20 protein-coding genes are annotated in these 25,143 nt (G+C 42.7%); 16 read left to right on the plus strand and 4 right to left on the minus strand.

Annotation, left to right across the window (positions count from 1 at the left end; genetic code table 11):
• The first annotated feature begins 314 nt into the window (after nucleotides 1-314).
• Complete coding sequence (locus M3180_RS15900; protein WP_251669295.1) at nucleotides 315-2,507, plus strand: methyl-accepting chemotaxis protein; 2,193 nt, start codon at nucleotides 315-317, stop codon at nucleotides 2,505-2,507.
• Nucleotides 2,508-2,609: 102 nt separating this feature from the next.
• Here the strand turns inward: M3180_RS15900 and M3180_RS15905 are convergent, their stop codons facing one another.
• Nucleotides 2,610-3,611, minus strand: a complete 1,002-nt coding sequence (locus tag M3180_RS15905) for a DoxX family membrane protein (RefSeq protein WP_251669296.1) — start codon at nucleotides 3,609-3,611, stop codon at nucleotides 2,610-2,612.
• Nucleotides 3,612-3,914: 303 nt separating this feature from the next.
• Between M3180_RS15905 and M3180_RS15910 the strand changes: the two genes are divergently transcribed.
• Nucleotides 3,915-4,310, plus strand: a complete 396-nt coding sequence (locus M3180_RS15910) for a VOC family protein (protein ID WP_251669297.1) — start codon at nucleotides 3,915-3,917, stop codon at nucleotides 4,308-4,310.
• 113 nt (nucleotides 4,311-4,423) lie between these two features.
• Nucleotides 4,424-5,757 (plus strand): IS3 family transposase gene (locus M3180_RS15915; RefSeq protein WP_251669299.1). Its coding sequence is split into 2 segments (ribosomal slippage): nucleotides 4,424-4,808 and nucleotides 4,808-5,757, totalling 1,335 coding nucleotides; the frame shifts between segments, so codons are not numbered across the junction.
• 368 nt (nucleotides 5,758-6,125) lie between these two features.
• Here M3180_RS15915 and M3180_RS22780 read toward each other — a convergent pair.
• Nucleotides 6,126-6,254: a hypothetical protein gene (locus M3180_RS22780; RefSeq protein ID WP_285855755.1), complete on the minus strand. Its 129-nt coding sequence runs from the start codon at nucleotides 6,252-6,254 to the stop codon at nucleotides 6,126-6,128.
• 222 nt (nucleotides 6,255-6,476) lie between these two features.
• Between M3180_RS22780 and M3180_RS15920 the strand changes: the two genes are divergently transcribed.
• The 13 genes from M3180_RS15920 to M3180_RS15980 all read left to right on the plus strand — a co-directional run bounded on the left by M3180_RS15920 (nucleotide 6,477) and on the right by M3180_RS15980 (nucleotide 22,150).
• Nucleotides 6,477-7,592 (plus strand): iron-siderophore ABC transporter substrate-binding protein, encoded by a 1,116-nt coding sequence (locus tag M3180_RS15920; RefSeq protein ID WP_251669301.1) that lies wholly within the window; start codon nucleotides 6,477-6,479, stop codon nucleotides 7,590-7,592.
• A 19-nt stretch (nucleotides 7,593-7,611) separates the two neighbouring features.
• Entirely contained in the window at nucleotides 7,612-8,622 is a 1,011-nt protein-coding gene (locus tag M3180_RS15925; RefSeq protein ID WP_432806948.1) for a FecCD family ABC transporter permease, read from the plus strand.
• Entirely contained in the window at nucleotides 8,619-9,656 is a 1,038-nt protein-coding gene (locus tag M3180_RS15930) for a FecCD family ABC transporter permease (RefSeq protein ID WP_251669302.1), read from the plus strand. Before M3180_RS15925 ends, M3180_RS15930 begins: the two co-directional genes overlap by 4 nt.
• Entirely contained in the window at nucleotides 9,656-10,486 is an 831-nt protein-coding gene (locus tag M3180_RS15935; RefSeq protein ID WP_251669304.1) for an ABC transporter ATP-binding protein, read from the plus strand. Before M3180_RS15930 ends, M3180_RS15935 begins: the two co-directional genes overlap by 1 nt.
• Nucleotides 10,483-11,532, plus strand: coding sequence for an NAD(P)/FAD-dependent oxidoreductase (locus M3180_RS15940; protein WP_251669306.1), 1,050 nt, complete (start codon nucleotides 10,483-10,485; stop codon nucleotides 11,530-11,532). Before M3180_RS15935 ends, M3180_RS15940 begins: the two co-directional genes overlap by 4 nt.
• Before the next feature lie 442 nt (nucleotides 11,533-11,974).
• Nucleotides 11,975-12,241: a CD3324 family protein gene (locus tag M3180_RS15945; protein ID WP_251669308.1), complete on the plus strand. Its 267-nt coding sequence runs from the start codon at nucleotides 11,975-11,977 to the stop codon at nucleotides 12,239-12,241.
• A gap of 178 nt (nucleotides 12,242-12,419) precedes the next feature.
• Complete coding sequence (locus tag M3180_RS23145) at nucleotides 12,420-12,668, plus strand: hypothetical protein (RefSeq protein WP_251669309.1); 249 nt, start codon at nucleotides 12,420-12,422, stop codon at nucleotides 12,666-12,668.
• 275 nt (nucleotides 12,669-12,943) lie between these two features.
• Nucleotides 12,944-14,257, plus strand: a complete 1,314-nt coding sequence (locus M3180_RS15955) for an extracellular solute-binding protein (protein WP_251669311.1) — start codon at nucleotides 12,944-12,946, stop codon at nucleotides 14,255-14,257.
• A gap of 59 nt (nucleotides 14,258-14,316) precedes the next feature.
• Entirely contained in the window at nucleotides 14,317-15,186 is an 870-nt protein-coding gene (locus tag M3180_RS15960) for a carbohydrate ABC transporter permease (RefSeq protein ID WP_251669313.1), read from the plus strand.
• Nucleotides 15,187-15,241: 55 nt separating this feature from the next.
• Nucleotides 15,242-16,081 (plus strand): carbohydrate ABC transporter permease, encoded by an 840-nt coding sequence (locus M3180_RS15965; protein ID WP_251669331.1) that lies wholly within the window; start codon nucleotides 15,242-15,244, stop codon nucleotides 16,079-16,081.
• A gap of 29 nt (nucleotides 16,082-16,110) precedes the next feature.
• Nucleotides 16,111-17,874: a sensor histidine kinase gene (locus M3180_RS15970; protein ID WP_251669316.1), complete on the plus strand. Its 1,764-nt coding sequence runs from the start codon at nucleotides 16,111-16,113 to the stop codon at nucleotides 17,872-17,874.
• On the plus strand, nucleotides 17,871-19,433 hold the full coding sequence (locus M3180_RS15975; RefSeq protein WP_251669318.1) for a helix-turn-helix domain-containing protein: 1,563 nt from the start codon (nucleotides 17,871-17,873) through the stop codon (nucleotides 19,431-19,433). The genes M3180_RS15970 and M3180_RS15975 overlap by 4 nt, the downstream gene beginning before the upstream one ends.
• Nucleotides 19,434-19,447: 14 nt before the next feature.
• Nucleotides 19,448-22,150 carry a beta-mannosidase gene (locus M3180_RS15980; protein ID WP_251669319.1) on the plus strand — a complete coding sequence of 901 codons (2,703 nt, stop codon included), beginning with the start codon at nucleotides 19,448-19,450 and terminating at the stop codon, nucleotides 22,148-22,150.
• 86 nt (nucleotides 22,151-22,236) lie between these two features.
• On the opposite strand, the gene M3180_RS15985 is transcribed toward M3180_RS15980, so the two are convergent.
• Together M3180_RS15985 and M3180_RS15990 are read right to left on the minus strand one after the other, a co-directional pair.
• Nucleotides 22,237-24,615 (minus strand): polyprenyl synthetase family protein, encoded by a 2,379-nt coding sequence (locus M3180_RS15985; RefSeq protein ID WP_251669321.1) that lies wholly within the window; start codon nucleotides 24,613-24,615, stop codon nucleotides 22,237-22,239.
• 259 nt (nucleotides 24,616-24,874) lie between these two features.
• On the minus strand, nucleotides 24,875-25,143 hold a 269-nt coding region (locus M3180_RS15990; RefSeq protein WP_285855757.1), incomplete at its 5' end, for a group II intron maturase-specific domain-containing protein.

The raw sequence follows: 25,143 nt of genomic DNA on the forward strand, positions 1-25,143 counted from the left end.
CGCTCAATCACACTTATGCCTTATCTGAAACTTTGAAATTGGTACTAAACCATTTCATCTCCTCACTCCTTAGTAATTTTGTGTAAGAAAAATGAGACTTGCTCCTCCATCTCTTTCTCAAGAGTTGTAGTGTCACGACCATCAAACCGCATAATTTGATATTGGGTCATCATCGTAAATATTGGATATTGGTATTCTACCGCTAGCGAAATTTTAATTATCGTTTCATCAAAAACTTTTGAACATATTAAGATTATGACGAAAAATGTCGATATCTATTATATAAATACATATTAGAAGGAAGATGACGCCAAATGACAGCAAGAGAAGAGCAGCCAAGGGCAAAGAAATCTAAAGTTTCGTTAAAGCAACTGTGGAGTGACCGCAGGTCATTAGTAAAGCAATCATGGAGACAGCTCAGTATGATGAGAACAAAAATGATTCTCGCTTTTTTACTCGTGCTCGTTGCACCAAGTTTTCTAATTGGCTACTTTTCATATCAAACTGCCAAAGATGAAGTGCAAAAAAGAATTGAAGATTCTATTGATTACAACCTTGATCTAATCCGTGGTAATCTTCATATGCAGCTTAAATCTGCAATAAACACGATTGAGGGCTTAGAGGCACAGCTTCAGACAAGTGATCGAGCTTTAACCAGTAATGAACTCAACGCCATAATGAATAACACACGTTTTATTGATCTTAAATCTATTCGTTTGGTGAAAAACGATGGCACGGTTGTCGAGTCATCTTCACAAGAAGTTTTTAAAGAACTTGATAAGCAATCTGCTGCCTTCATACAGCAAATGCAAGAAGCTTTTGGTGCAACCGAACAAGCGCCCCCTCCCTCTATGAATAATGGAAAACCGGACAATATTCTTGAATCAGAGTGGTATGTCCATACGATTGAAAAATCAGGTGCGCCTGTGATCTCTGACACTTTAGTCGATCAAGCGACTGGTCAGACAACCGTCGCCGTTTCCAGATTGCTCTCTAGCGGAGATGTGCTGCAAGTAAGAATTGATATGAGTGAATTTACAGAGCTCGTAAAAAGAACTCTAATTGGTGATACTGGAACGTTAATTGTGGTCGATTCACAAAACAAAGTGGTATCAGGCTCAGGCTTTATTTTCGACATTGGTATTTTTGTGCCTGGCATGCCTTACTTTCCAATGCCAGCTTTATCAGAACCTGTAATGGATGAAACGAGAAATATATCGTATGTGCAAGTTAATTCTGGGGCACCGGATGATGATGAAATGGTTCTCGACATGTATACCGCTGCTGACCCTATGACCGGTTGGACCGTAACAGGTATGCTAGCCGTTGCCGATTATAATGACGCGGCAGCGCCTATTCTGAAAAGGGCCATAACCGTTATAGGAATATCCTTTCTCTTCGCTGCCATCATTGTGTTTATCATCATACGCGGGTTTATATTGAAGATGATTGCATTGCGCGAAGGAACGATTGCGGTAAGTAACGGTAATCTAACTAGTCGGGTTAATATGCGCACGAAGGATGAATTCGGGCTTATGGCGAAAGCTTTCAATGATATGACAGAGTCACTGCAATCCATGGTTCGTGAACTTAGCACGACTTCCTCTCGCTTGTCAGATTCGTCGACAACGATTCACTCAAGCACAGAGCAAACTGCCGAATCGATTCAACAGGTTGCTACAACGATGCAGGAGACAGCTGAGCTAGCTAGTAGTGGGGCAATCTCTTCCCAACAAACAGCGATTGCAGTTGATGAAATGGCTAAAGGTGTGACAAGCATTGCTGATTCTGCAGCTGTGATCGTGGATACAACGGGGCAAACAGAAAAGGATGTAATAATCGGCAATCATACCATTGAACAGGTTCAGTCACAGATGGATCGAATCCTACATGCGGTAGGTCAAAGCACGGAGATAATGAATGGGTTAAGCGACCTGTCTATAGACGCAAGAAGAATGAACGAATCGATTACTGATATTTCCGAGCAAACGAACCTACTAGCGCTAAATGCATCGATTGAAGCGGCACGTGCAGGTGAGCAAGGCCGAGGATTTGCAGTAGTAGCTGGAGAAGTACGCAAGCTATCCGAACAATCCAGACAAGCTGCGGAGCGAATTAATGCTACGATAATGCAAATGGTTGATCTCATTGAACAATCTAGTCAAAAGATGAAAGGTGATGTAACGAATCAAGTACAAGAAGGGATTCGCATTAGCAGTGAGGCCGCAACAGCCTTCGCAAATATCGAACAGTCCACTTCTAAGATCACCGAACAGATTCAAGGAATCTCAGCAGTTTCCGAGCAACTTTCTGCAAGTGCAGAGCAAGTAGCTGCATCTGTTAACGAGCTGTCGGGAGTGTCAGCCCACTCTGCTGAGGGAGCACAGACCACGTTTACTGCGGTCAAGGAACAAATGAGTTCAATCGAGAAGATCAATACATCCTCTCAACAACTGGCTGATATGGCAGCACATCTTCAACAACTTGTTACACGGTTTAAGCTTTAATGATTAAAAATTAAAGAGATAAAATAGTATAGTAGCAAAAGGGATTTAGAATCTTACGACTCTAAATCCCTTTTGTCATCCATCTGAAAGTAGCGGATCTTTTTATGTAAAGCGATAATAGATCAGCAGGAACGTAGACAGAGCAAAGATGAAATTCAGTGAAACAAAGATCATCTGGTCCAGCCTTCTACTATGCATCTCTACAGGAGGCTTATAGAAGCTGACGCCTTCAATAATAAAGATAATCAATACGATATGGATCATGAAATGCCCTATCAGCTCTGTCATCCCGAACAACATCGTTGTCGATATGAATATAGCAGTTAGGACGGCAGAGAGCAGACGGTTTAAGATACCAACTACGAGTAAATAACCGACAATAAACTCGATAAAAGCAGCCATCACTACGAATGCCTCAGGAGCAAAACCGAAGGTTGGGACGCCATGATGCTCGATAATGTCTAGCGCCATCGTTGGAAAAACCCATTTTTCTACGGCAACCCAGCACAAGGATAGCCCCGTTCCTAGATAAAGTAGCGGCATCCCCCATGGTTCCCACTTCGTCTTCTGCAGCAATAACGTACCAACGATTGCCAGATAGAAGCCGTAATCCAGCATATGAAACATGCCCACGGATATCGTTAGCATAATTAACAGCACCAACGTTACGAATGCCCCAGCTTTCGTAGCGATGTGATGAGGAATCAGCAGGAGGACGATGGCGCCCCAAAGCAGAATAGTTTCAACTATTGAGCTAATCTCAAATTCCGGTACAAAAAGCGTGCCAGAAATCACCTGAATGAGCAGTGCCGCTGCCAGTCCGTATTTTAATATCGTATACGTATAATCTCGCCATTGATCTAGCTTGCGATCAACAGCAGCCATTGGTCCCCATTTCGATAAGGAAGGTAGTAGCTGCGTTAAGACCGCGAGCAAAATCGCGATAAATACAGCTAAGACTAAAAATAATGGCGATAAAATATTGGTGATCGTTTCCTTTTCTGGTGCAACATCGGTAAACCACTTAACGTGAGCCTCGGCAACAGTCAACCCTGAGCAGAAGATAAGCAAGCCTGCAAGTAAAATAACGATTGGTTTTTTCAAGCATAATCATCCTTTGATCTCTATTTTTGAACATTGTAACAAATTATGACAGATAACAATAGTTCACATGTCAAGCTAATATGGCATTACATATGACTTGGCAGTAGTTCAGCATAATATTATTCTTATCCTTCCCATTCTCAGCCACCTTAAATACTAATAAATTTATCATCTCTATATATGCTTGACTAAAATCAGAACATACGTTCTTTTTTTGGTGTATAATTCTGCTAAGCTAAGTATGAAACTTCGTTGTAATAGAAAAAATGTATGGAGTAGCAATCGATACATAGGAGGTAAATGATGGGTAGAGTCGTTCATTTTGAGATCCACGTCGATGATATGGAGCGCGCAAAAAAATTTTATGGTGACGTTTTTGGGTGGACATTTGAGGATTGGAGCAGCTATGCTGGCATGCCTTACTTCGGTGCTGTTACAGGTGATTCTAGTGAACCTGGCATTGACGGTGCTTTAATGCAGCGTCACGGTTCTCCCCCTGAACCAGGTAAGCCGTTGAGTGGCTTTGCTTGTACAATGAATGTAGAAGACTATGATGCAACGGAGGCTAAAATCCTTAGCCTTGGGGGGAAAGTAGCATTGCCTAAGCATGCACTTCCCGGAATGGCTTGGCAAGGCTATTATTTAGACACAGAAGGTAATATTTTCGGTGTTCATCAGCCGGATAAAAATGCAAAATAAATGGTAACTGCCCATATTAAAATGTACCCAATAAGATGGACACTTGAAAAAGGTCATCTTATTGGGTCTTTTTTGTTTATAATGAGAAGTACAAACTATCGGGGCGGATGAATATGAGCAAACAATTATTTACAAAGCAGCAACAGGAGCAATTAAGACAGAATCCTCATGTAAAAAGAGTTAGCGAAAAAGCAATTACGTATACGGACGCATTTAAGCAGTTATTTATTCATGAAAATGAGCAAGGGAAACTCCCATCTCAAATTTTTGAAGAAGCTGGGTTTGATGCAGAAGTGTTAGGGACGACACGTATCTGGAAGGCTTCTAGTCGTTGGCGTGCAGCTTATAAGGATAACGGAGTAGCGGGATTAGAGGATACACGTAAGCACAGTTCTGGTCGCCCGTTAGAGCGTGAGTTAAGCATCGAAGAGAAATATGCACGTTTAGAGGCGAAGATGAAATTAGTACAAGCGGAGAATGAACTATTAAAAAAGCTCGATCAACTAGAAAGGCAGATGATGAAAAAGAAATCCTATTAAGTACCAGTCAGAAATTTCAACTCATTTATCATATCATTGAGAAATATCAATTAAAACGTCTTGCTAGCTATCTTTGTAAACTTACAGGCGTATCACGTTCAGGCTATTATGGTTATTTCAAAGAAGAGGCAGTACGCAATCGGATAAAGCGTGAGGAAGCCGATATGAAATTGAGAGCGATCATTCTAAAAGCCTATCGTTTCCGCCATCGCAACAAAGGGGCACGTCAAATTAAAATGACGTTAGAAAATCAATATCAGATTGTATTTAACTTAAAACGAATTCGTCGTATTATGAAAAAGTTTTCAATCCTATGTCCGATTCGAAAAGCCAATCCATACCGAAGAATGGCGAAAGCAACAAAGGAACATCGAACATGTCCAAACCTGCTACAACGTCAGTTTAAGCAAGGGGTAGCAGGAAAAGTATTATTAACGGACATTACCTATTTAACGTATAGATACGGCAAGCGTGCCTATTTGTCTACCATAAAAGATGCCGAAACCAATGAAATTTTAGCCTATGAAGTATCCGATAAAATCACATTAGATATTGCAATCAACACGCTCCAAAAATTGAAGTTAAAACGCCGTCATTTAACCAAAGATGCTATTATTCATTCCGATCAAGGAGTGCACTACACAAATCCAAAATTTCAAAAGCTGGTAAAGAAAATGAAGTTGGGCCAATCGATGTCACGTAGAGGAAATTGTTGGGATAATGCCCCGCAAGAATCCTTCTTTGGTCATTTTAAAGATGAAACAAGAATTAGTCATTGTGAAACGAAAGACGAGGTTAGACAAGAAATTAAAGACTATATAATTTATTACAATCATTATCGTGGTCAGTGGAATCTAAATAAGCTGCCGCCTGCAAAATACAGACAGCAGCTTATTCAAGTTGCCTAACCTTTTAATAATTGTCCTTTACAAAGGGTACATTTCATATAACGAACAAAGACACCATCCTTTTTTAGATGGTGTCTTTGTTCGTTACCGATGCTGATCAATGAGAATTTGATTACCATCGGGATCTTCAATGACTAGATGTGCTGGACCCTGATTCGTTTCATCCGCCTCAGTCAACAATTTCAATCCTTTAGATTTGAGTTGTTTTTGAATATCTCGAATATCCATAAACGTATCGAGGTTTTCAGCGTTTTAAGACTTACTGAAAATGCACCTAATTCCATATATAATCTCCTCTAAATATAATGAAGCGACCTTTGCAGGTCGCTTTTCTAGTTGAGCTGGTGAATATGAGGGAATTATAAATATTACAAAACATTAAGTAGATACGCCGTTCCCATTAATACACCTAGCATAACACCTAATAGCAATGACCACTTTACCGTTACCTTCCACTCTGAAGACCCAATGACAAAATATTTTTTAATATGATTCATCTCGCCACCTCCTCACCATTTATTGTAAATAAATACAATATTATTCGCAATCTATTATTCTATTCCTTTAAAGCCACCGTATGTGGTATAGGTACACTCCTCCGTAAATAAAATAAGTTATTGACAAATTTTATATAAATACCTATAATACAAACGACACTGATAATCATTATCATCTACACGACGACATCATCAATAATAATAGATAGGGTGGGTTTTGTAATGAAATTAGTAAGTCGTTTATCAATAAAGAGCATTGTTTTTGCTTTTCTAGCACTAATTGTTATCACTGGTTGTTCAAGCAATTCGTCGTCTAATACACCTGACACAAATCAAGCGTCCAATAGCAATGCCGAAGCTACAGCTACACCAGAAGAAACGAATGCAGATGCTAACACAGAGTCCGGTGAAGAAGCTAGCACGCAATTCCCTATTACCATTAAGCATGCCTTCGGCGAAACCATTATTGAAAGTAAGCCGGAGCGTGTAGCTACGATCGCTTGGGCGAATCATGACGTTGCACTTGCATTAGGCGTCGTGCCTGTAGGTTTCTCTGCTGCAAACTATGGCGTTCAGGACGATAGCGGCCTACTGCCATGGACAGCTAAGAAGCTGGAGGAGCTTGGCGCGACAGATGTTAATGTGTATCAAGATACGGCTGGTCTAGATTATGAAGCGATCTCCGATTCCAATCCTGAAGTCATTCTTGCAGCATATTCAGGCATTACACAGGAGGAATATGACACACTAAGCCAAATCGCTCCAGTAGTAGCCTATCCAACGGTTCCTTGGGTCATCTCATGGCGCGAGCAGGTTCAGCTTAATGCTGCTGGGATGGGCATGGTCGCTGAGGGTGAGCAATTAATTAAGGAAACAGAACAGCTCATTGCAGATAAAGCAAGTCAATATCCAGAGTTAAAAGGTGTGAAGGCAGCCTTTACTTACTTCTCGCCTTCTGATCTATCAAGCTTCTATGTATATGGTACTACTGATCCTCGCGGAGAATTTCTACTAGAGCTTGGTATGGAATTTCCAGAGAGCATTAACAGCCACTTTACGCCAGAAACAGGCTTTGCCCTTACGTTAAGTGCAGAAAATGCAGATGCGCTGAATGAAGCTGATATTCTCGTTACTTATGGCGACCAAGCATTACTTGAAGCGCTGCAGGCTGATCCACTATTCAGTCAAGTTCCAGCGATTAAAAGAGGCTCTATGGTACTCATTCCAGACGGCACAGCATTAGCTGCCGCAGGCAATCCGAATCCACTTTCCATCGAGTACACGACTGGTGAATATTTAGAATTAGTTGCAGATGCAATCCAAAAAATTAATCAATAAGAAGATGGGGTCTACATCAATGGAGCGAGGTACGTATTTACCAAAACATTTTATAGCAGTGTTAGTGTTTTCTCTCGTTTTACTAATGCTCTGTATTCTAGCCTCCATTATGTTTGGCGCTAGACCACTAAGCCTTCAAGAGGTCATTGAGGGCTTAATGCAAAATCCAGACAGCAGCGCCGCAAGTATTATACAGAAGCGAGTGCTGCGCACGATATTTTGCTTATGCTGCGGCATAGCATTAGGAATATCGGGTGCCCTTATGCAGTCTGTCACCCGTAATCCTATCGCTGACCCGAGCATTCTTGGTGTCAATACTGGTGCAGCCTTGTTTGTTGTTTGTGGCATGGTATTTTTCCAGATCAGTACAGCCAATCAATATATCTGGTTCGCATTAGCTGGCTCAGTCATAACCTCTGTGTTCGTGTTCGGTATCGGATCGATGGGACGTGGCGGAGCTACACCATTAAAGCTTGTATTAGCTGGAGCTGCTACGACAGCTGCCCTCTCCTCTTTAACGACAGCTATCATGATTCCGCGCTCCTATGTGATGGATCAATTTAGGTTTTGGCAGGTTGGCAGTGTTGGCGCAGGCACCTGGAATTCACTGACGACCTTTATTCCGTTTCTAGTCGTTGGCGTAATCGTGGCACTCATCAGTGCACCAGCGTTAAATGCGCTAGCACTAGGTGACGAGGTTGCAACTGGGCTTGGAGTTAAAACGGGCTTGCTGCGATTCTTTGCAGTATTTGCTGGTGTCATTCTATGTGGTGCAACCACTGCTGTCGCTGGTCCGATCGGCTTTATCGGCCTATTAGCTACACATGTCATCCGACTCATTGTAGGCTCTGACCAGCGCTGGCTCATTCCACTGTCCGCTATATCGGGTGCCGTAATCTTAACGATTTCCGATGTATTAGGCAGAATTATTGGTAGACCAGGAGAATTAGAGGTTGGGGTGCTGACCGCATTTATAGGTGCCCCCATCCTTATCATATTAGCGATGAAAGCGAAAGTGCGTTCACTATGAAAATACATTCGATTGACTATGTTATCGCAGGCCGATTACAGCGTAGACGCAGATGGATGCTAGTGACAGCCCTGCTCGCTGCTCTGGCATGCTGCTTATGCGTGGCCGTTCTATTGCTAGGCAATACATTTTATCCGCTCCCCGTTGTCATATCAGTCTTAATGGGTGAGGAAATAAAGGGTGCAACGTTTGCCATTGAGACGATTCGCTTGCCCCGAATGCTTGCTGGACTATTTGCAGGCTTTGCTTTCGGAATCGCAGGCTATGTATTTCAAACGATTCTTCGAAATCCATTAGCGAATCCAAATGTAATTGGGATTACTTCTGGATCAAGCGCCGCTGCCGTATATTGTATTATTGTACTGCAAAGCAGCAAAGCGGTTATATCTATCGCCTCAGTTGCTGCAGGGCTTGTAACCGTTGTTGTCATCTATATGCTGGCGCGTGTTGGCGGAAACACCTTCTCGATTGGACGATTAGTACTCGTAGGGATTGGAATTCAAGCGATGTGCAACTCCATCGTCACCTATCTATTACTGATCGGAAAAGAGCATGACCTCCCTGCTGCCATTCGCTGGATAACTGGGAGCTTGAATGGAGTAAAGCTGGATGAGCTTCCTGTGCTTATGATCTCCTCCTTTATTCTCGTACCGCTGATCTATATACTAGGCAGACCGCTCATGATGCTGGAGCTTGGTGAGCAGATGGCGACAACGCTCGGTGTACGTACCGATCTTACACGCGTTCTGCTGATCGTAAGTGCCGTATTTCTTGTAGCCATTGCGACATCGATTACTGGACCTATCGCCTCTATCGCTTTACTATCTGGTCCGATAGCGAATCGTCTAGTTGGCGCTGGCAATTCAAACAGTATAGCAGCAGGGCTTGTCGGCGCAAACATCGTATTAGCTGCTGATCTTATTGGTCAGTTCGCATTTACGACGAAGTACCCAGCAGGTATTATTACCGCAATCATTGGTGCGCCTTATCTATTATTGTTGTTAATTCAAATGAACCGCAGGGGGGATTTCTAATGATAACAAAAAGCCATATGTTTGAGGCTCAGCAGCTTGTGGCTGGCTATGACTCGAAGATGATTCTTGATCATGTTAGCCTGCAAATCCCCAGCAATGAGATTAGCGTCATTATTGGTGCCAATGCTTGTGGTAAGTCGACCTTATTAAAAACGCTAGCACGTTTGATCAAGCCAGCCTCGGGTCAAGTTATTCTCGACGGGCAACCTATTCATAAAATCCCTTCTAAGCAGCTAGCTAGAGTCGTTGGCCTGCTTCCTCAGTCACCCATTGTTCCAGAAGGAATTACGGTAGCTGATCTAGTCGGACGCGGACGCTATCCTCATCAGTCAATCTTCGGCAGCTGGAGCAAGCGTGATTACGAAGCGGTTGCCGAAGCGATGGACATTATGAACATCACAGAGCTCGCTAATCGAAATATCGATGAATTATCGGGTGGTCAACGTCAGCGCGTATGGATTGCGATGGCACTGGCGCAGCAAACCGATATCTTATTTCTCGATGAGCCAACTACATTTCTAGACATTACGTATCAGGTTGAAATTTTAGATTTACTAACCGATCTTAATCGAAACTACGGTACAACGATCGTAATGGTGCTGCATGATATTAATTTATCTGCGAGATATGCAGATTATATCTTTGCTCTGCGTCAAGGAAAGCTTATTGCAGAGGGCCCTCCTTCAGAGGTCATTACGAGTCAATTGATTAAGGACGTCTTTGGGTTAGACTGTACAGTCATTCAGGATCCAATATCTGATTCTCCATCGGTAATTCCGATTGGAAGACATCATGTGAACGGGAATATGTTAATGGAGGTACAAGGATGAACACTAAAGATGTGTACGATGTAACGATTATCGGAGCAGGACCAGCCGGATTGTATTCTGCCTTTTACTGTGGGCTTCGAGAGATGAAAACCAAAATTATCGAGTTTCAATCCTTTCTGGGTGGTAAAGTCAATGTCTATCCTGAGAAGCTGATCTGGGATGTTGGCGGGCTAACCCCAGTAACAGGAGAGCAATTAATTCAGCAGCTTATCAAGCAAGGATTAACCTTTAACCCTACCGTTGTGTTAAATGAAAAGGTTAATTCCATCGACAAGGACGAAGAAGACTTGTTCGTCCTCCATACGAGCTCCGGTCAGCTGCATTACTCTAAAACGATTATTGTCGCTATCGGTGGAGGAATTCTGCAGCCGATGAAGCTGCAGCTTGAGGGCGCCGAAAAGTTTGAGGTAACGAATTTGCATTATACCGTGAAGTCGTACGCACGCTTTCATAATAAAACGATTCTTATCTCAGGTGGAGGTAACTCTGCATTAGATTGGGCACATGAATTAAGCGAAATCGCCAAGGCGGTGTATATTACGTATCGTAAGGATACACTGAAGGGACACGAGGCCACGATTACAAAGGTACAGCAGAACGGGGTGCAATTTCTACTAAATACAGAGATTGAGAAGCTAATTGCTTCTGATGATCACACCGTTATTGAACGTGTTATCCTGCACAACCAGCAAGAGAATTCCTCCATCGAGCTTCAAGTCGATGAAGTCATTGTGTGTCACGGCTATGAGCATGAGAAGGAGCTTATTAACAACAGCAAGGTCAGCATTAAGATGAAGAATGAATATTGCATTGACGGCACGCCGCTGAGTGAGACTTCCGTGCCGGGTATCTTTGCTGCGGGAGATGTGCTAACTCATGAAGGGAAGCTCCATCTCATCGCCGGCACATTTCAGGATGCTGCTAATGCAGCAAATCGTGCGAAGCAATATATTACACCGGATGCTACCTCGTATGGTATGGTATCCTCGCACAATGATCTGTTCAAAGCAAAAAATAAGGAACTCATCCAGCAAATGCTGGTCTAGACATATATAAAGAAAGCTGCGTCCACATTGGCTGCAGCTTTTTTTCGTTTAAAGTTATTACTATCCTGATATCTGAACAATTGTAAGCAACGTGCATTTATGTAAAAAACGATTCTAATTATCTTTTACATATTTCTGTGCTAATCCAAACCAATATAATAGGAATATCTGTATACAATAACTTCTTTTGAAAATAAGGGTATCTAAGGTATCATATGGTATAATCTTCTAGAATGTTATTGTTATCCTTTAAGAAGGAGGGAATGAAAATGTTCGTTTTTACTACGATGTGCTCCATGCAAAGTCTGAACTACAAACAACGGCGGTTGTTGTATGGAGCTGGAAAAACATTTACCGCTAACAAATATATGGTGATTACGCGTTTGTAGTTAAGACTTTGCTTCCTTAAAACTTCGAAAAAATTTTAAGGGGCAGAGCAACGATGAAATATATAAACGCTGATACTATTCTACCAAGCGATCTACTAAAGGAAGTCCAGAAGTATATCCAAGGTGGAATGGTATATATCCCTACTCCTGAAAGCTCGCGAAAAGGATGGGGCGAAAACTCCGGGGGTAGAACATATTTGAACCTCCGAAACGATGAGATTCGAAGAAAATTTTCTGAAGGTTTAACCATCGATCAACTATCAGAACAATTCTTCCTCTCTTGCGAAAGCATTAAAAAAATCGTCTATTCGAGAAAATAGACCCGATAAGCCACATTGGATAAATTCTGATGTGGCTTTTTTATATGTAAAGAATGGCTCTAGTTATTCTGGATATATGTTCTAATTCACGTCCTTATTATAATTACAGTATCCCGCAACATCCCGTAACAATGAGGTCAACGTTAAAGCATTATTTACAAAAATTAGGAGGAAATGAATGCCAAAAGTAAATAGAGGTAAGGCACTTTGGAATGTACCAGCAAGAGGTAGAGGCACTTGCCCAATCTGTCTAGCAACAAGAATTAAACTGTTATATACGCGCACTACATCACATGGGGAACAAATGAAGGTGTGTAAACGTTGCTCAGCTGCAGCTAGCCATAAAGTTGATGAGGCATACCTTAGTAATCTGCCCCTTCCCTTCCGACGAAAGCATAAAAAGCTGCTGCCCCATGTACGGACCTGAAAACAGTGCTTCAAGAGATAGTAGGCCAACAGAGCAGATATGTTACCTGCACAAAAAAAGCGATGAAGTGTTTCTTCATCGCTTTTTGCCCATGATATTAACCAAGGCGATGTACACTGCCGTTATTATTTAGCTCGTCCCTCTCCTCTCATTATGCCACCTCTTGACCTCATTGCCGAAACATTTCTACCCTGCATCCGATATTTCTCACCTTACCCTCACTCTATTAAACGCTTACAATTACAACATATTCATATAAAGGGAGGAAATATTAAATGTTTAAAGCTGCAAAGTTAGGGCTAGTCGGAATACTCATCGTTGTTCTTCTTGCTGCGTGCGGTTCAAACTCATCGAGCGACGGCTCCACCAATAAGTCTACAGAAAAAATTACACTTACCATTTGGAATAACTGGTCCGGACAAGATGCTAAAGCGGTAGCCATGCGCAAAATATTAGAAGACTTTCAATCTGAAAATCCAAATATTACGCTTGAGATTGAAGCACTGGCAACTGATGGATTGAAAACTAGACTGAGAACAGCTGCTGCTGCTGATGAAATGCCAGATTTATTCGTTATGTGGCCGGGTGCTATGACGAAGGAGTTTGTGCAGGGTGATCTATTGCAGCCTATTAATGAATTTCTAGATCAGAACGCGGAGTGGAAAAACAACTTTATCGAAAATGCATTGGTCGATTTCACGGTCGAGGATAATATCTACTCTGTGCCTATGAATCTCGCACCAAGCTCATTGCTATATTATAACGAGGATCTGTTCAAGCAGTACAACGTAAAGGTTCCTACCACTTGGGATGAGCTGTTACAAGCCGTCGATACCTTTAATGCTAATAACATTATCCCCATTGCTCTAGGCAATAAAGCAAACTGGGTCGCTCAATCTACTACCTTCTCCACGATCGGTGATCGAGTAACTGGGACAGAATGGTTCCTTAAAGCAGTTGATCAGAGTGGAGCGAGCTTTACAGACCCAGAATTTATTGAGGCATTGAAGCTATATCAAGAGCTAGGAGAAGCAAAAGCTTATCAGGAAGGCTTCAACAGCATTGATGAAAACCAAATGTTGCAGCTATATACACAAGGGAAAGCAGCTATGGTGATTAACGGTGGCTGGGCAGTAGCTGGACTAGTAAACACTGCTTCCGAGGAGATATTAAACGCAACCAATATTACCATTCTGCCTACAGTCGACGGCGGTAAAGGTGCTGCGAAAACAACAGCTGGCGTTGTTGGGACTGGTCTTGGCGTCAACAAAAAGCTATCTGGTGCTAAAAAGGACGCTGCAATGAAGCTATTCTATGCGCTAGCTGGCCCAGATGGACAAAAAGCTACACTAGAGAGCAGTACACTAATTAGCTACAATCTTGAGCTAGATCCTTCTAAAGCTAACCCTTTATTTATTAAGCTGACAGAGCTAATGAAGGAAACAAAAATCGTTCCTGTCTATGATTCCAAGCTTAGCTCTGCTGCAGTAGAAGCCATCAATAACGGCTTACAGGAGCTGCTGCTTGGCGGAGATCCAGAGGATATTGCGAAACGAATCCAAGCTGCACAAGCTGGAGCTGTTAATTAATCGAAGGATTGGACGTAGCTCTCCATTATGGAGAGCTACTCCTTTAAAGGAGTGAGATCATGAATTCTGCAACCGTCAAACGATTTATCGCTGTAGCGCTAGCTCCTTCGCTTATTCTATATTCGTTGTTTGTGTTTGTCCCTGTTATATGGTCAGCATATTACAGCCTATTTAACTGGTCAGGGATCGGGCAAGCGGCCTTTATTGGCTTGCAAAACTACAAAGAGCTTCTAAGCGACAGCATATTCTGGCATTCTCTCGGTAACAATGTGATTTTTGTACTCGCCTCTGTTCTTGGGCAAGTCCCTCTCGCCTTGCTGCTGGCGATTATTTTATATAAAAGCAATGCGCTTCAGCGCTTTCTTAGAGCAGCGGTGTTTATGCCAATGGTGCTATCAACGGTCGTCATCGGGCTCATATGGAACTATGTCTATCATCCACAAATCGGTATATTAAACTTTTTATTAGATGCCTTAAATCTAAGCGCATTAAAAATGGAATGGCTATCCGATCCTGACATCGCCATCTTTTCGTTAATTCCACCACTAATATGGAGCTTTGTCGGACTCTATCTCATTATTTTTATTTCTGCATTGCAAAATATTCCAGGGGAGCTTGATGACGCAGCTAAAATAGACGGCGCAAAGGGCTTCACGAAGCTGTTCAAAATTACATTGCCTATGATATGGGGAACCATTCAAGTTGCATTAATCTTGTGTATTGCAGGCAGCTTAAAATCATTCGATCTCGTCTATATCATGACACGTGGAGGTCCTGCACATGCGACTGAGCTACTCGCGACCTATATGTATAATGCTACCTTCTCAACCTTTCGATATGGCTATGGCAGCACCATATCCACAGCGATTGTGATCATTAGCCTATTACTCATCGGTACGAGTCAATGGTTAACAAGCAGAAGAAAATAAAGCACCTGCAAAGGAGGTTATCATGAGTAAACTTGCGTTTCATTCTCCCTATTCTATGAAAAAAACGTATTCCATTCGTAGAATCGTATCTACGATCGGATGGATATTCATTACGATTTATGGCATTCTTACTATATATCCCTTGTTTTGGCTTATTCTAAGCTCATTTAAATCCAATGCACAGTTCTTTAGTGAGCCTTTTGCATTGCCTAATCAATGGATGTTCGATAACTTTATTACCGCATGGACAACGTCTAAGATGGGTGTAGCTTTCCGCAACTCGACGCTCGTATCCATCATTGCCTTATTGTTTACCTTATTGCTTTCTGGTCTGACCTCTTATGTACTTGCTAGATTTAATTTCAAACTAAAGGGCCTAACGATGCTCTTTTTTGTTGTCGGCATGTTAATTCCGATCCATAGCACGCTGGTCCCCCTTTTTATATTAATGAAGCAGCTATCCATACTTAACTCTTACTGGGCGCTTATATTACCTTATACAGCTTTCGCCCTGCCGACAGCAATTTTTATATTAACGGCCTATTTATCTACCATTCCGAAGGAAATAGAAGAAGCAGCTTATATAGATGGTACTAGCTTATGGGGCGTATTCTTCCGAATTATGCTGCCGATCTCACTCCCTGCTCTATCGACCGTATCGATCTTAACGTTTCTTCACTCCTGGAATGACTTTTCGTTTGCATTAGTATTTATAAGCAAGTCTACATTAAAAACATTACCACTTGCTGTTTCCAACTTCGCTGATGGCTTTCAGACGGATTATAGTCTAACGCTGGCAGCAATGACGCTATCCGTCATACCAACCATTATCGTATTTTTACTATTTCAGGAGCAGGTGATGAAGGGCATGACCGCTGGAGCAGTGAAAGGTTAGATGCTTCGATTTGTGGAGGGGATATATTCTTGAAGCGATGGATTGATCAATCTTTACGTCAAAAGCTAACGATACTTATGATATTATCTACGATATTTCCGATTTTGCTACTGGGGATATATTCCTTCTACATCTCACTGCAGGGAAACCGTCAAAACATTGATCAAACAGGCAACGATATATTAAATCAGATGGAAGCGAGTCTCAAGTATCAGCTGCAGGATATTGAGCGAACGTCCATCTTTCTAATTGGCCTGCAAGAAATTCAAGCCTATGCTAGCAGCACAAGCCCTACAGGACAACAGCAATCGGTCGTTCTGAGCATACTAACGAATCTCGTCAGCTCTAAGGACCATATCTTTGATATATCGCTATATACGAAGGGCTCACCTGATGTGATATCAACCTCGAGCCTGTACTCCTCCGACCTATCCAATCATCTAGATATCAGCTCCGTGAACAAAAAGGTATGGAGTAATCCTTATGCCGTCGTTAATTATGCAGGAGAGCATCGCATCATTACGTTCGCTCGCCCACTGCGCAGCATTAACAACTACGAGACATTAGGCTGGATTTCTATTAGTGTTAATGAACAGCAGCTCATTGACTCACTCCTCCATTTTCGACTGGACGGTAAGCAAGGTGACATGTACATCCTTAATGAACACAATATCATTATCGCTGCCTCACAAAAAGATAGGCTTACTGAAGCAATGGGCCACTATTATCCATTATTAGTGAAGGACGCTAGAGAAAAAGCTGAGTTTCATAAAGGGGTAAATCGATATAGCTATGAGGGCACTCGCCACGTCATGCTGTACTCCCCTAATTTCTATGAGCAATGGAGTATTATCGGTATGTATCCTCACGATATCTACCGAGCTGAAAGCAGCTCCATTCTAAAATTCGCCATCATTACCGTCGTCATATCGATTATGATTACAGGTTTTTTAATACTATTTACAGTGCGTCATATTACGAATCCACTACGACTGCTTACAAGATTATTGTCCAAGATCAATCCCGACGAGCCGATGCCTGTCTATCATAGCCGCTCTAATGATGAGATAGGTGAGCTGGCCAAGAGCTATAGCAGGCTCAGTAAGCATATTGAGCAATTAAAGAAAAAGGTTGTTCGGATTGAAGTTCGAAAAAAAGAAGCCGATATGCGTGCACTGCAATCCCAGATCAACCCTCACTTTCTATATAACACACTCTCCTCCGTCCAATGGATTGCTTTAATGGAGAACCAATCAAAAATTGCAGATATGATCGGCGCACTAAGTGACTTTCTGCGCTTTAGTCTAAACAAGGGCAATGAATTTTGTAAAATTGAGCATGAAATCGAACATGTAAAAAACTATGTAACGATACAAAACATCCGATACCCTGATAAATTTGACGTCGATTATATTGTGAATGCTGACGTAACGAATCATTATATGCTCAAGCTATTGCTGCAGCCACTTGTAGAAAATGCGATGATTCACGGCATTCAAAAGCTTACTGGCAAAGGCAGTATTACCGTATGTATTGAGCAAAAGGGTAATCTTATTCACTATATGGTGCTCGATAATGGAGTCGGCATGAGCGCTGAAAGGCTTGAGTTTGTACAGCAAATGCTGCAATCCTCGATGCAGGATGAAAGCTCCGATGAGGTTTACGGCTTACGCAATGTAAACGAACGCCTCATCCTACACTATGGTCCCGATTCACGATTACATATAAAGAGCAGTGCTAACCAAGGAACTCAAATTTATTTCACCACTCCAATTATAGGAGATAAGCCATGATGAAAATTATGATTGTAGATGATGAAGTGATTATTCGTACCGGATTAGCCACCGTAATTAAGTGGGATGAGCTAGGACTAACCTTTTTAGAGCCTGCGGCATCTGCAGAGGAAGCGATGGAACGAATTCCAGTAGAGCAGCCTGATATCTTGTTAACCGATATTCGCATGACTGGAAAAACCGGACTTCAGCTTGCCGAAGAAGCACGAGAGATTTTACCTAGTTTAGATATTATTATTTTGACTGGCTATGATGATTTCAGCTATACCCAGCAGGCGATACGCCAAGGAATCAATGACTACTTACTAAAAACGAGCAGGCCCGATGATATTATCCGAACGGTTCTAAGAGCAAAGCAGCGTCTCGAGGAAAAAAGTCATCAGCATAATCAAGAGCAGCTTGCCCGTCGAAATCATTTACTCGAAAAGTGGATCATTCACGGTGAGCCTATTCAAGAACAGAATGAGCTTGAAGAGCTGCAGCTCTTGAATCCTGACAGTCAGGCGCAACAGATTTTGGGGTATCAAGTGTGGATGATTACAGGCAGCGGCTGGAATGAGTCACCTAAGAAGGAAAAGCTGCTCTCCTTTGCGATTGAAAACATCTGCAGAGAGCTGCTTCAATGTGAAACATTTATTCAACAGGAGCGTGTCATCGTGCTTATGCCTGTTCCTCACATGCAGGATGAACGTGAACGTGAGCTTAAGCTTCGTCGTAACGAGCAAGCTGTCATGAAGATAAAAAGCATGCTGCGTTGCCAGCTCAATGTCACGATTGGGCAGCTTGTTCATAACAAAGTACATTTACATGATTCCTATAAATCCGCCCTGCACATCGAGCCTTATCATCGTCTGATTAACGATTCCATTACTCGGTATGACGATATGCTCTTACGAGCAGGTGCACCTACCACCTGTACAGCAGGCCATGAGCATCAACTAATTACAATTCTGCTTGAGGATGATCCGCTATCGTTGAAGACATGGGTGAATGATTACATCCAGCAGCATTTAGCGCATCCACAATTTACACTTGATTCATTAGAAGCTGCGATGCAGCATGTCGTCACGATTGTGAATCAATGGCTAACAAGGGCACAGCAAGCCATCGACAGAGCAAGTCTCTACCCTCTTAGCATACTTTTCCGTTATAGCAGAGAGATGGAGCCTTCTGTTTGCTTGTTCCAATATATTCATTCCGTCATGAAAATGTATCATCATCAGCTTGCTAGCTCGACAATATCACATGTTCAAAAAGCGAAAAGCTTTATTGAATCTAATGCTGAGCTAGATCTCAATCTTCAACAGGTAGCGAACCGAATCCATATTCATCCTAGCCATTTGAGTGAGCTGTTCAAGAAAGAAACAGGCATGACCTTTAGCGATTACATTACACAGCAGCGCATGAAGCGTGCAGCTCAGCTATTAAGCACGACGAGATTGAAGGTAGGCGAAATCGCAAACCATGTTGGCTATACCGATGTGAAGTATTTTAGTCAGCTGTTCAAGAAGGATACAGGTATTACTCCAAGCGAGTATAGAGAGATGACGTATCAATAGGAAGGAGCATATCGATGAAGCTGCATAATAATTGGAAGGTACAAGGCTTTGAAGTCGGGGAACGCAGGCCGCTGGAGCTAGCTGCTGCGGATCTGGATGATCGTTTTTGGATTAACACCTCCGTGCCAGCAGATATCCATTCGATCTATATTCAGCGTAAACTCATTCCTGATCCGTACTTTGGGCATCAGGATCAAGCAAGCCGATTTATTGAGCGCAAGGAATGGTGGTATCGCAAGTCATTCCAGCATGAGACTGTTCATTCAACTCAGCAATCCGAGTCATCTACTGCATTAAAGCATGAGCTCATTTTTGAAGGCCTCGACACGTTTGCTACCATTTACTTTAACGGTGTAGAAATTGGCAAAGCAGAAAATATGCATCGCACGTATCGCTTTGATGTTACGAGGCTACTGAAGAATGGAAAAAACGTTATTGCGATACGGTTTGACCCGCTCCATCTTCACTATGAAAACAAAATGCTGTTCGACTGGTCGTCCTATACGAAGGAAAGACCATGGATACGTAAAGCAGCGATGAATTGGGGCTGGGATTGGGGCCCACGTCTCGTTACCGTTGGGATATGGAAAGAGGTTAGGCTCGAGCAGAAGCACAGAATAACGATCGAGCACCTGCATGTGCAAACAAATCAAATTCAGGATCAACACGCCGAGTTTAAAGTAAATGTCGAGCTAACAAAAGCAAGAAGCTATTCACAATATCAATGTCGAGCTATGCTGTATGACGCCGAGGGCAGCATCGTGGCGCAGCATACCGTTGAGCTGGACAATAGAAGCAGTGCTGACGCTAAGCGAACTGTTAACGTAGCGCACAGCCGAATCACTCAGCAGACAGTTAACTCAAACAACAGTGCCAACAATCAGCATACTGCTAGCACAAACGAAACAGCTGTTACTCAGCAAACGGCCAGCGTAAAAGGCAATGTCTGTACCGTACTGCTTACTGTTGCTCAGCCCCAGCTATGGTGGACACATGACTTAGGTAAGCCGTATCTGTATACCTTGCATGTGGAGCTCATTGATAGCGTTAATGATGTGTGCGTCGCTAAAAAGTCACAACGTGTTGGGATTCGCACCATCGAGCTACAGCTAGAGAACGAGCAAGGGCAGCCACATTTCCAATTTGTCCTTAATGGCGTAAAGCTTTTTGCCAAAGGAGCAAACTGGATTCCTGCAGATCATATGATAGCTACGATATCAGATCAACGTTATATCGAGCATATTAAGCTGGCCGTCGCTAGCAACATGAATATGCTACGTGTTTGGGCCGGAGGAATATATGAAAAGGACATCTTCTATGAGCAATGTGATGAACAAGGACTGCTAGTATGGCAGGACTTTGCCTTTGCTAACACCTTGTTCCCGGACTTTAATCAGCCATTCGAGCACAATGTGAAGGCAGAGATTATCGATAATGTGAAGAGATTGCGCAGCTATACCTCCCTTGCACTTTGGTGTGGGAACAATGAGATCGACTGGCTCTATGATATGAAATCCTCCGAAGGCAGCATCACTTCCCCCTTTTATGGAGAAGCCATCTATCATGAGTGGATTCCTGAGCTGCTGGAGGAGCTGGATCCTGATCGTCCTTATTGGCCCTCATCTCCCTATGGCGGCGATGATGCGAACGATCCAGATGTAGGTGATCGTCACAACTGGCAGGTATGGCATGGCTCTGTATACCCGCGCCGCTCTGGAGACATTCCACTGCTTGATTACAGTGTTGAGGGCGTTAGCTTCAAGCATTATAAGCAGGACTTTACGTTGTTTAGCAGTGAATTCGGCATGCATGCTTCGGCTAATCGCTTTACGCTGCAATCCTATATTCCAGAAGGTGAGTTTTACTGGAATAGCGATGAGATGGCTTATCGGAACAAGGACACGAATCATCTAAAGGGGATTCTATTAATGGAGGGATATACCGATATCCCGCAAAACATTGAGCAGTACATGAACTTCTCAATGCTTACACAGGCTGAAGGACTGAAGTATGGTATTGAGCATTACCGTCGTCATATGCACCGAACAAGCGGAGCTTTAATCTGGCAGTTTAACGATAGCTGGCCGGGTACCAGCTGGTCCTTAGTCGATTATTTACTGCTTCCAAAAGCATCTTACTATTACGCTAGAAGTTTTTTTGCTCCTGTATTACTATCGATGGAACATGAGCCTCATGAGCCAATGAAATTTTATGTCGTTAATGATACGCTTGAGCGCTATTCCGGTAAGGTCACTGTCACACTTGCCTCATTCACAGGTGAACAGATTGCTTCGGAAAGCTATGATGTTGTTGTGGAGCCAGGCTGCTGCACACCTATTGGCATAATTGAAGAAGCTCTCTATTTAACGACATGGAAGGCAAGCGACGTCGTCGTTGTCATGTCCTCTAATGATCTGCCTGTCAGCAATAACTATTATTATTTACGAGATCATAAGGAGCTTTCGCTTCCTTCTGCTGAGCTCGAGTGGAGCATCAACCATGAACAACAAAGCGTTACCGTTAAAGCAAATCACGCACTAGCACGTATGGTTAAGCTAGAAATCATGAATCAGGCCGTTAGCTTTGAGGATAACTACTTCGACCTATTAGCTGGTGAGCAGCGAGTCATTAACGTCGTTAAGCATGATGCTTCGATTCAGTGGGAACATCTGCACATCACTGCTATAAATAGCGTGCAGCCGACTCCTTCAACATAGGGCGCAAAAGCTAATCCTATTACAATACATGAATAAATGGCGTTGCGGGGAGGTTATCCCTGCAACGCCATTGTTGTTATAACCCCTTAACGGTCTCGATTGACTAAGTAATTCAATATATGCTGCAAAAATGTTGTTCGCCGCGGCATCTCCTTCAACGCTTCCATAGCAAGACAGTAGTGCTTCCACATCTCCTTCTTCGCACCTTCCTGCCCTAATACGGTAACGAAATTTGACGTATTGTTCAGAGCATCCTGACCTACGGATTTTCCAAGCAAATGCGCGTCTCCCTCCAGATCAAGTAAATCATCCTGAATCTGAAAAGCGATTCCTGCATGATAAGCGAATGTTTTTAGTAGCGATATTTCCTGATCATCAACGTTCGCAAGTATAGCCGGCATGAGTAAGGCAGCCTCAAAGGCTATTCCGGTTTTGTAGAAGCAAATCATATTTAATTGCTCCAGCGTTAATGCTTTCCCTTTAGCGTTTAGATCCATTAGCTGCCCCATACAGAGTTCCTCTGTTGTACGCGAAGAATAATGAATAAGCTTAAGTACGGCTTTCGGGTCGAATTGGTCAAGCGAGGTTTGATCCTGAATCGCCTTTTGAATGAGATATAGACCCGTTAATTCTGCAGTTGCACTATTGTGTATCTGGTGCAGTGTTGAGCGCCCTCTTCGAATAGACGCGTTATCCTGTGATGGTAAATCATCAAATATAAGAGAAGCAGTATGCATGTACTCTAATGATCGTAATAAAGGCACGATCGATTCCGGCTTGAATCCATATTCCTGCACACCCATGAACCAAGTTATAATTGGTCGCAGCCGTTTAGCATCTCCTGCCAGGCTATAATTTGCCGCATCGATTAGTATCTCCTTTGTAGCAAGGAGCTCGTCGGACTTGGCGATCTGTAGCGTGCTATTAATTTGCTCACGTGTCGCCTGAATCGTCTTCTTAAACTCTTCCTTAAGCTTGCGTTCGTTTTTAAGATTGTTAATAAATTGATCTCGCAGTAGCTTGTCAAAGAAATCCACATCATCAGCTTTTTGCACCAGTCGTTGAATGATCCGATTCAACACGGAATTTCCGGAAGCGAATATGTCCATCGTTCGATTGTATTGTTCCGTACCGATTCTAGCTTTATACCGCTTGAGACCGTTGATGGCACGACTAAGAATAACTTCACGGCTCTTAGCATCGGAATGATAAACCTCGTGAATCAAATAGTATATAACCGTCCAGTATAATTCATAGGGATTAATGAGATCTGGTCGCTGATCTCGGTATGTTAAATAATAGGTATAGGATGTTACCGCTCCATCCTTCATATCGTCGAACATATCAGCAAAATCGTCTGCCAGCTGATTATAAATACCATAGAAGAAGGTTCGATCCTCAAAGCCTTGATCAAGAGGAGCACGAATGACAGATCTTGCTATTAATCTGGAAGCAGCAGATTTCAATATAACAGGAATATACAGCTCTTCGTTCGTATACGCAGCATCGGATAAATTCTTAGCTCTATCACGCTCCTGGGAATGAAAGAATGTATACGCCAGCTCAAAAAATTGACTCTGCGCGTCTTGTTGATGCTGCTTAATATATTCAAAAGCCTCTGTTAGCTCTGCGTGAATATAGAGCATTAAAGCGTTGTTCTCTCCCGTCCATTCGCCAACCTGCGGCACCGTACCCGTGCAAAGCGCAGCTCGTATTACTCGAGAATATTCTGCTTTCTCTTGATCCGTTAACACCTGCGCATCGAGCAAATCATCTATGAATGGGTACGTCAATCCATAGGAATAGCCAAGCCTTATCGCTTCATCAAGTCTACGAGCACGTTCTTCAGTCGATGTCTCTTCACTTATCTCTTCACTCGCATGTAGGACAACACCTACAATAATCTTAATCAGCTTGCGCTGGGCATGCTCGGCATTCATTCCCTCGGGGATATGAGACGCAACATTCCGTAGCTTCTCTAACACCCAGATTACAGCTGTTTCTACATCTTCCTTCTGTGCCCACCGATACAGCTCTACTAAGCTGAAAAACTCTGACTGCTCGTCTTGCTTGCCTTTCGTGGAACGAAGCAAGCGCTGCTTAACGTCAGCAGCAACACGCTGAATTTTGGCCTCAGTATCAGGTGAATCCAAGGCTTTGCCCAAATCTCTCATATAAATATAGGAGATGCTTCGATCGAGGTAATCATCCAATTTGCCTGTACGATTCAGCCATTGAATATAACTATAATTATGCCCAGCTTTTGATTTTCTTCTTGGTGACAGGAAGGATAACCAGGATCCATGTTGAGTGTGATGTTCCTTCCATAATCTGAAGTCCTCTGTCAAAGCAGGAGCATACGTTTTTTCCTTAACAATCTTATATAATGATGCAAAATATTGCTTGGCTTTCTGTTCTGCCTGCCGATAACTAGTATCGACATCAACAATTAATTCTTTATTCATATGATGTATACCTCAACTTATCAAATCCGTGTCATACTAATACGAAGGGATAGTAGTCCGGTTGCATGTCATCTTGTAGATTATATTGTTATCACTAACCATATGCTTTTTAGAAAGATCTTACTACATAATGTTATTGCAAATTTAGCTGCTAATTAAGTTACTTCCTCATTCACAAATTCAACATAAATCGAGTAGGAGGGGGCGGCTAGCCCCCGTCCTCTCACACCACCGTGCATACCGTTCGGTACACGGCGGTTCATGTCATATTCCGCAAAAGACTGTATCTGTCCGTTAAACTTCTCAGTCCAAGAGATGACCAATATTGGTTGTTCATTGACCGATGAAGAATCGGACTACATGCAATTCGCCAGTGTTTCTTCCTCGAATTTCCCCATTCATGTGCCTTTTGTTTCGAAACGCCTAACGACAGCAGTTTTCTGACCTTTGTCTTCGGCTGCTTCCATTCTTTCCATATACACATTCGAAGCCTTCTTCTTATCCATTCGTCCAACGCTTGGAACACAC

This window comes from Paenibacillus camelliae (assembly GCF_023715345.1).
Taxonomy (GTDB): Bacteria; Bacillota; Bacilli; order Paenibacillales; family Paenibacillaceae; genus Pristimantibacillus; species Pristimantibacillus camelliae.